An 8,373-nucleotide genomic window follows, 5' to 3' on the forward strand; every position below is an offset into this window, starting at 1 on the left:
AACCCCGTGAAACCCCAGATAGCAGCTTGATCAACTTAGCGGAAGTGGCATTGAGGCTAGCCGTCTGCAATCCATCTACGAGGCTGTGGCTCACGGCCGAGTAGCCCAGCTCCCCAACCTTGTCGTCGAGATCGACTCGGACGACGAGGACCTGCCGCTTCCCGAAGGCATGATCTCAGAAGCGCTCCGCCAGCAGATCGGGCTGTACACGATGTACAACACCGGCGGTGGAACATTCCGAATCCGCCAGCACCTCGAGCCAGCACCGCAGACTCCGGACCCAGGCGATCTCCAAGCATTGCTCGAGTATTTCTTCAGTCAGGATGAGGACGACCTAAAAGAGTATAGGCAGGCACTTAGTGCCTAACCTGCTTGCCAAACTAGTGCGAGACGGTAGTGCTCCCGCCATTTAATGGCGAGGGCGGTAGGGAGGCGACAGCCGTATCGCGATCACGGTCTATGATGGTCGGGCCCCTTGAGAATCAGATCCTTGAGAATCAGACACCTGAACCCCCGATCCGGCTGCGACCTCACACCTTCATTGGTCACCCTGCAGCAGCGGATCCGCCGGCACTGGCTCAGGTGACGCGTCACGGAAGAAGGCCGGGCGGCTCGGCCGCGGGCAGGGAGATGGGCCTGCTGCGGCATCAGGTGGCCGGTGGTTCGGCCCGGCGGGTGTCTGCGGGTTCTGCGAGGCACTGAGCGCCCCCTCGACGATGATCTTGAGGCTGTCGGGGGCGTAGATGGTGGTGAGGGCGGCGAGGGTGATGAGGGTTTCGGTGCCGTCGAGGGTGATCCAGGGGTGGTCGGCGAGGACGCGGCGCAGGGTGTGTGGGGATTGGGTGACGGCGGCGGAGAGGGCGCATCGCATATGCAGGTCATCACACGCCGAGTCGGGCTGTGTTGCCATCTCGTCCGAGATGCCGAGAAGGGCGCGAAGACCATCATCGTCGGCAAGCGGCATCGAGAACCGATCGGGACCTGGACGCTCTATCGTGACCGCGAGCCGATCGGTGAGGTGACCGTTGTCGGATGCGTGCGGCGCCGGGGTGCGGGCGCGGTGCTCTCGCTGGCCGAGCCACTGGCGGTCGATCTGAAGTGCGGGATGGAGCTGGGTGACCGCCTGCTCTCCCGCCGCCGGCTCCATGATCTCAGGCATTCGTCAGCGTCGATCCAGCTCGCTGAAGGCGTCGCGATCGAGTTGGTGTCCAAGCGGCTGGGCCACGCCTCCCCGGCGATCACCGGTCGGCTGTACGCACACCTGCTGCGCTCGGCTGGGCAGGCGGCAGCGAGGACGGTCGCGGACGCCGTCCCACGGCGTGCGGTGCGTCCGCGTGCCCACTCCGTGCCCACAAGGATCATGGAGGGAAAATCGGGTCAGTCGGAAACACCAACCTTGCAGGTGGGCGGGCTGAATCTGAGTGGGCCGTCAGGGACTCGAACCCTGAACGCACCGGTTAAAAGCCGGCTGCTCTGCCAATTGAGCTAACGGCCCGCAGGGGGGATCGTACTCGCCCCCGGTGGTCACGGACCGGTGCCGGGGGCGAACGTGGGGTGCAAGCGTAGTCGATGTGACGTGCACCATAGTGCAGGGGGCGGTACGTTGCGTTGATGATGATCTGCGGCCGGTGCGACGAGGAGTCCAGGTGAGCGAGACCGATGGCGGAGCGGGCACCGGGCGGACGATCGTGTTCATCCACGGGTTGTGGCTGACGTCGGCGAGCTGGCAGCCGTGGATCGACCGGTTCGCCGCACGTGGGCATCGGGGAATAGCACCGGAATGGCCGGGGATGGACCGGCCGCTCGACGAGCTGCGGGCCGCGCCGCGCGCCGAGAGCCGCGTCGGCATCACCGAGGTGACGGACAGCTACGCCGCGGTGATCGCGAGCCTGCCGGAGGCGCCGATCCTGATCGGGCACTCGTTCGGCGGGCTGATCGTGCAGATGCTGCTCGACCGGGGGGTGGGGGAGGCGGGCATCGCGCTGTCACCCGCGCCGGTCAGGGGTGTTCTGCGGCTGCCACCGGCCACGCTGCGGACGTCCTCGCCGGTGCTGTCGAAGCCGGCGACCCGTCATCAGCTGGTCGGGCTGACCAAGGCCCAGTGGTTCTACTCATTCGGCAACACGCTGACCCGCGCCGAGTCGGACGAACTTCACGCGCGGCTGCACGCGCCGACACCGGGCCGACCGCTGTGGCAGGCCGCGTTCGCGAACCTCAACCCGAAGGCGGTGAGCCGTGTCGATTTCGGCAAGGTCGACCGCGCCCCGCTGCTGATCATCGGCGCCGACGCCGACCACACCGTGCCCGCTTCCGTCAGCCGGGAGGCGTACCAGCGGCAGCGGAGGTCCGGGGCGATCACCGCGTACCACGAGTCTCCGGGCCGCCCGCATCTGACGGCCGTCGTCCCTGGCTGGGAGGCCGTCGCCGACTTCGCCCTCGACTGGGCACTCGCCCCCCGTTCCGGCGAGATCTGACACCGGTTGGGCGCAAGGCCCGCCAGAGACCGACGGACGGTCGGCCTGGGAAGGCCGTAAGGCCGTGAGACCTCAGGCCGGCAAGCCGTCAGGGCGGGAGGACGGTCAGGCCGGGGAGAAGTGCACGGGCAGGGCGGACAGGCCGCGGATCCACGGTGACGGGCGCCAGACCAGCGCGTCGGGGGAGACGGCCAGCGTCGCGTCCGGGAGCCGGTCGAGCAGCACTTCGACGGCGGTCCGGGCGATCGTCTCGCCGATCTCCTGCGCGGGGTACGGGCAGCGGTGCTCGCCGTGGCCGAACGCCATGTGCGCGTGGTTGCCGCCGGGGCCCTCGAAGGAGTCGGGGCGGACCTGGGGGTCGTTGTTCGCCGCGGTGAAGCTGAGCACGAGCAGGTCACCGGCCTGGACGTGCTGGCCGGCGAGCTGGGTGGAGCGCACCGCCCAGCGGCCGGCGATGTTCTGCAGTGGGGCGTCCTCCCACAGCACCTCGTTGAGCGCCTGGCCGACGCTGCGCCGTCCGCCGGACAGGGTGATGGCGAAGCGGGTGTCGGTGAGCATGAGGCGCAGGGTGTTGCCGATCCAGTCGGTTGTCGGCTGCTGGCCGTACCCGACGATCGCCAGCAGGTCCCAGTGCGCCTCCTCGTCGGTCAGCTTGCCCGGATGGGCGAGCAGCGCCGACGGGATGTCCGGCGCGGGGTTGTCCTTGCGCGCCGCGAGCGCCTCGCCGATCATCGTCGCGAACCGGACCTGCGCCTCGACCGCCTCGGGACCGGCGGCGTTCGCCGAGGTGTTGAGGGTGCGCAGCAGATCCGGCAGTACGGACTCGGCCACCCCCGCCATCCGGCCGATGACGAGGATCGGCAACGCCTGGGCGTAGTCGGCGACGAGGTCCGCCTCGCCTCGCCCCGCGAAGCCGTCGATCAGCTGGTCGCAGACCCGCTCGCACAGCATCCGCAGCTCGAACAGGTCCACCTCGCCGAGCACGTCGTTGACGATGGTCGAGCGCCGCTCGTAGGCGGAGCCCTCCAGATGCGCCAGGTAGGGCTGTGGCTGGACGAGGGTGCGCAGCGGCCAGTCCGCCGGAACCTGGTCCCACAGGCGCCAGCGGCTCGGGTCGCGGCCGAACAGCTCCGGATTGCTGGTGACGTAGTGCAGTTCGCGGTAGCCGAGGACAAGCCAGGCGGGCAGGTCGCCGTCGAGCAGGATCGGCGCGACCGGACCGTGCGCCCGGCGCATCTCCCGGAACACCTGGGCGGGGTTGCGCTGGAAGCGCGGGCCGTACAGCCGGATGGCGGCGGGACGCGCCGCGGCGTCGGCCGTCGCCGAACCGGCCGTCGCCGAGCCTGCGGTCCCGGCCGCGGCCCAGGGGCCGACACGATCGTGATGCGGATGGGTCACGGCGACGTCTCCTGGGCGGTGGACAGGGTGTACAGGTGGTTGACCAGCGAGATGAGCACCGACTTGCTGGACGAGCGCTGCCGGGCGTCGCAGTCGACGAGCGGAATGTCGTCCGACAACGACAGGGCGTCGCGCAGCTGCGGCAGCGTGTGCTCCGGCTCGCCGAAATTGTTGCGGGCCACGATGAACGGCATCCCGTGGTGCTCCAGCCGGTCGATCGCGTACCACGAGTCGGCGACGCGCCGGGTGTCGACGAGGACGACCGCGCCCAACGTCCCCGCGAACAGCCGATCCCACAGGAACCAGAACCGTTCCTGCCCAGGGGCGCCGAACAGGTAGAGCACCATCCGCTCGTTGAGGGTGATCCGGCCGAAGTCGAACGCGACCGTGGTGGTGTTCTTCTCCCGCACGCCGCCGGTGTCGTCGATGCCGATGCCGGCGCCGGTCATCGTCTCCTCGGTGCTCAGCGGCCGGATCTCGCTGACCGCGCGGACCATCGTCGTCTTGCCGACGCCGAAGCCGCCGACGATCACGATCTTCAGCGCGTCGGTGATGCTGTCGGCGAGGGGCAGGCTCGCGCGTGGCGGAGCCGGGCTGAGGAGCTGTCCGCCGCCGAGCTGTCCGCCGGCGAGCTCAGAGCTTCTTGAGTCCAACGAGCACCTGCTTCAGGATCTCCGGACGGGGCAGTGGGGTCTTGACGGCGGCGCTGGAGGGATGACGTGCCGACACGCGGCCGGTGTCGTGCAGGTCGCAGAGCAGGATCTTCACGACGCTCACCGGCAGCCGAAGCTCGGAGGCGATCTCCACGAGGGCCGTCGGGGTGCGGCACATCCGCAGGATCGCCGCCAGCTCCGACTGCATGCCCGGCGCCGGCTCGCTCTCACTGACGATCAGGGTCACCAGGTCGAAGGCGTTCTCGTCGGCGCGGGACCGGCCGGCCGTGACGGTGTACAGCCGGTCCGGGTTCTCCCCGTCGATCGCCTCCCGGATCACGAGGCCGCGAATCCGGAGACAGCCGCGCGCGGCGGCGCGGAGAGATAGTCGCCGATCTGCTCCACCAACTCGTTCATGTTGTGCCCGATGACGCCGGCGTCCGCGTCGTCGGTGGCCACGACCGCGAGGTGCGCGCCCTCGCCGGCCTCGATGATGAACAGCAGCCCGCCGTGGAACTCGGTCATGGACTGCCGCACGCCGCCCGAGCCGTCACCGAACTCGATGGACGCGCCGTGCGCGAGGCTCTGGATCCCGGAGGCGATCGCGGCGAGCTGGTCCGCCTGGTCGATGCTGAGGCCGGAGCTGTGGCAGAGCTTGAGTCCGTCCTTGGAGAGGACCAGGGCATGACGGCTCCCCGGGGTGCGCTCCAGCAGGTTCTCCAGCAGCCAGTCGAGGTCGCGGGTTCTCGCGTTCATGAAAAGTCTCCGGCAGATGCGTAGGTGCTGGTCAGATGGTGCCGTTTCCCCAGATGCGCCTGCCCTCGGCCGGCGTCGCGGAGGTGTCGGTGGGACCTGCCGGGCCGGCGGGACCCGCCGGCGCCGTGGAGTCCCTCGGGTCGCCGGGGCCGGCGGCGTCACCACCGTGCCGGGGGCCGAACCAGGCCTGCCGCTCCGATTCGGCGTCGCCGTCGCGGGGGCGCGGCTGCAGCCCCGCCACCTGCGGCGGCAGTCCCGCCAGGCCCAGGTCCGCCACGCGCCGCGGCAGCGAACCGGGCCTGTCCGACGCCTCCCCGGTCGAAGCACCCTGTGCGTCGGTCGGCGTGGGCGGCTGGGCTGGTCCGCCGGGCGGTACGGGCACCGTGCGGACCTGCTCGGCCGACGTGTGCGCCGGATCCGTGTCGACGGACTGGGCGGTGTCCGCGCCGACTGGACGGCTGGTGTCGGTGCCGGCGGGGCGGCCGGTGTCCGCGTCGGACGGCCGGCCGGGGCGGGCGTCAGCCGGGCGGGTGGCCGCAGCGGGCGATGGCCCGGCAGGCGTTCCCACGGCAGGCGTTCCCACGGCAGGCGTTCCCACGGCGGGATCCTGCGGCCGGCCACCGCCGCGCGTCGCCCGCCGAAAGGCCCCGAACCGCGCGCCCGGGTCCGTGGCCGCCGGCGAGGTCGCTCGCGGCGCGCCCGAGCCCGCGCTGCCCGGCCGCGCCAGGCCCGGCCGGGTGGCGCCGGCGGCGGGCGCCCGGCTCGCCGCGTTCGCCATCGTCTCCCCACGGCGGCGCTTCGGCAGCGCCCCACCGCCTCCCGGCAGCCCGCCGGCGTCCGGCGTCCACTCGGTGCCGGGCAGCCCGCCGGCGCTCGCAAGCCGCTCGGAGCGGGGCGGCCCATCGCCGCCCGGTACCCCGCCGACTCCCGGCGTCAGACCGCCGGGCGTCACCGCGTCACGTGACGGAAGCCCGTTGAGGTGCGGCGCCGCGCCCTCACCCGGCGCCGCGCCGGGCCGGGCCGACCTGGCGGCCGCGGTGTGGGGGAGGGGTATCGGGCCGGTCGTGGCCGCGGTCGGCGTGGGACCGGTCGGTGCGCCGGTCGTCGCCGCGGCGCCGTCCGGACCGCTCTCGGGCGCACCGCTGGCCGCCACCATGTCGACGGCGGCCAGCCGGATGGTTCCCTCCGTGCTGGTGCCCGCGTCGGCCGTGTCGGCGTCCGCGGGTATGGGGGTGGTGACGCCGGGCCGGGCCACCGCGAGCAGACGGCGGGGAACCAGCACGACGACGCCCGTGCCGCCGCGGGAGGACGGGCGGAACGACACGGTCAGCCCGTGCTTGCGGGCCAGGACGCCGACGACCGCGAGGCCCAGCCGGGTGCCGGACAGCGTCGTGAGGTCCAGCGGCTGGGCGGAGACGGCGCGCTCGGCGCGGCGCAGCGCCGCCGGTCCCATCACCAGACCGCCGTCCTCGATGGTCACGACGATGCCCGCCTGCACCTCCTCCACGTAGACGTGGACCTCCTCGGAGGGCGGCGAGAAGCTGGTGGCGTTGTCCATCAGTTCGGCGAGGGCGTGCATGACGCCTTCCGCGGCGTAGCCGGCGACGGCGACCGTGCTCGTCGAGTGCAGCCGGACGCGTTGGTAGGCGCTGATCCGCCCGACCGCGCCGCGCAGGATGCTCTCCATCACGATCGGCTTGGTCCAGCGTCGGCCGGTGCGGGCACCGGTCAGCACGGCGATGCTGTCCGCCAGCCGGCCGGCCTGCGCGGTCGCGTGGTCGAGACGCAGCAGGTCGCCGAAGACGGCCTCGTCGTGGCGGTCCTCCATCTCCCGCAGGTCGGCGAGCATGCTGGTGGCGAGGGCCTGGACGCGGCCGGCGGCGTTGGCACAGGCCGACATCGCCGCCGCGCGCATCCGCTCGCCTCGCCCGATCTCCGTCGCCAGGGTGCGCAGGATGCGGTGATGCGCCTGCGCCGCCTGGCGGGCGATCTCGTCCATCTCCGGCTCGGCCGTCGCCGCCCCCAGGACGGCGCCGCCTTCCTGGCCGTTCGCGCTCGTCTGGCCGTTCGCGCTCGTCAGGCCGCCGGCCCCGGCGGAGGCCTGTTCCGCCTCCTCGATCTCGGCCAGCGCGACCTCGGGCGACGAGCCGTCACGCAGCCGCTTCACGATCGCCGGCAGGGTGTGCTCAGCCAGGTGGGCGGCCTGCGACTGCTGCGCCCGGGCCTGTGCGCGCACACCGTCGAGCCTGGTCTCCAGATCGGTGACCTGGGTGTGCAGTCGGCGCACCACGCGGCCCCGGGAGGTCGCCAGCGCCCCGGCGAGCGCCGTGACGACGGCGGCCGCGACCGCGGCCGCCACCACGGCCGGCCGGCTCGCCGCCGAGGTGGCGAGAGCCGCCCAGAGGCCGAGGCCGGCGACGACCAGCAGGGCGAGCAGCAGCAGGCCCGGCGTCCGATCGGACGAGGCCTGTGGGGTGCGACGGGGGCTCGAGGCATGTGTCGGCATGGGAATCCTCGTCAACGGAACGCGGCGAGCAGGCGGGCATCAGGCGACGCGGCGCTCGGCCGTGGGACGTGATCCTGCCGGGCGCCGTCACCGCGTCCCGGCAGGCCGCGGCGGAGGGCCGGAGGTGTGTACGTCATGGTTTTCGACCCCCCGGTCTCGCCTTCGTCGCCGTTCCCTGTGCGGCCGAGGTACCCGGATCGGCGCGGAGCCGGGCCGGATAACAACGGTGCGAATCAGCCTAGGCGGGGGTACTCGATCAATCGGAGTGGACGAGGTTGACTGATAGCGCGGATTGACTCCTAGTGGCCATGGTGATGGTCCGTTGTCCATTGATGGGTTTATGGGCGTTCCGGGGTCGTTGTGCGGTGGATAAAAGATCTTGTCCTGAGTGTTGCGACGATATGCATGACCGGCCTAAATGGCCCCCTGGTCATCACGTTCCACGGAAATTGGGTCGCATTGGTGATGGTTTGGCCGATTCTGGCCACGCGGTCCCGAGATGGCCATTTCCCGGATTGTCCGATTCGAGCCTGTGTGGGGATCGACGGCCACGGGCCATCTCGGCGCGTAGCGCCTTCCCGCGCGG

At 71.5% G+C, this 8,373-nt stretch carries 7 protein-coding genes and 1 tRNA gene; 1 reads left to right on the forward strand and 7 read right to left on the reverse strand.

The window, feature by feature from the left end; all coding sequences use genetic code 11:
* Positions 1-538 precede the first annotated feature (538 nt).
* Complete coding sequence (locus tag C1A33_RS36615) at positions 539-1,159, reverse strand: hypothetical protein (protein WP_243407576.1); 621 nt, start codon at positions 1,157-1,159, stop codon at positions 539-541.
* Between the two features lie 263 nt (positions 1,160-1,422).
* A tRNA-Lys gene (locus tag C1A33_RS15195) sits at positions 1,423-1,495 on the reverse strand.
* Positions 1,496-1,646: 151 nt separating this feature from the next.
* On the opposite strand from C1A33_RS15195, the gene C1A33_RS15200 reads away from it, so the two are divergent.
* On the forward strand, positions 1,647-2,474 hold the full coding sequence (locus C1A33_RS15200) for an alpha/beta hydrolase (protein WP_243407577.1): 828 nt from the start codon (positions 1,647-1,649) through the stop codon (positions 2,472-2,474).
* A 105-nt stretch (positions 2,475-2,579) separates the two neighbouring features.
* On the opposite strand, the gene C1A33_RS15205 is transcribed toward C1A33_RS15200, so the two are convergent.
* Genes C1A33_RS15205 through C1A33_RS15225 form a run of 5 tightly spaced genes read right to left on the reverse strand, consistent with a single transcriptional unit; the run spans position 2,580 to position 7,787 of the window.
* Positions 2,580-3,872, reverse strand: coding sequence for a cytochrome P450 (locus C1A33_RS15205; RefSeq protein ID WP_101832156.1), 1,293 nt, complete (start codon positions 3,870-3,872; stop codon positions 2,580-2,582).
* On the reverse strand, positions 3,869-4,525 hold the full coding sequence (locus C1A33_RS15210) for a GTP-binding protein (protein WP_423748080.1): 657 nt from the start codon (positions 4,523-4,525) through the stop codon (positions 3,869-3,871). The genes C1A33_RS15205 and C1A33_RS15210 overlap by 4 nt, the downstream gene beginning before the upstream one ends.
* Positions 4,506-4,865, reverse strand: coding sequence for a DUF742 domain-containing protein (locus C1A33_RS15215; RefSeq protein ID WP_101832157.1), 360 nt, complete (start codon positions 4,863-4,865; stop codon positions 4,506-4,508). Before C1A33_RS15215 ends, C1A33_RS15210 begins: the two co-directional genes overlap by 20 nt.
* Positions 4,862-5,281: a roadblock/LC7 domain-containing protein gene (locus tag C1A33_RS15220; protein ID WP_101832158.1), complete on the reverse strand. Its 420-nt coding sequence runs from the start codon at positions 5,279-5,281 to the stop codon at positions 4,862-4,864. Before C1A33_RS15220 ends, C1A33_RS15215 begins: the two co-directional genes overlap by 4 nt.
* Before the next feature lie 31 nt (positions 5,282-5,312).
* Positions 5,313-7,787, reverse strand: coding sequence for an ATP-binding protein (locus tag C1A33_RS15225; RefSeq protein WP_243407578.1), 2,475 nt, complete (start codon positions 7,785-7,787; stop codon positions 5,313-5,315).
* Positions 7,788-8,373: the final 586 nt, after the last annotated feature.

The sequence above is a fragment of the Frankia canadensis genome (genome assembly GCF_900197875.1).
Classification (GTDB): Bacteria; Actinomycetota; Actinomycetes; order Frankiales; family Frankiaceae; genus Frankia; species Frankia canadensis.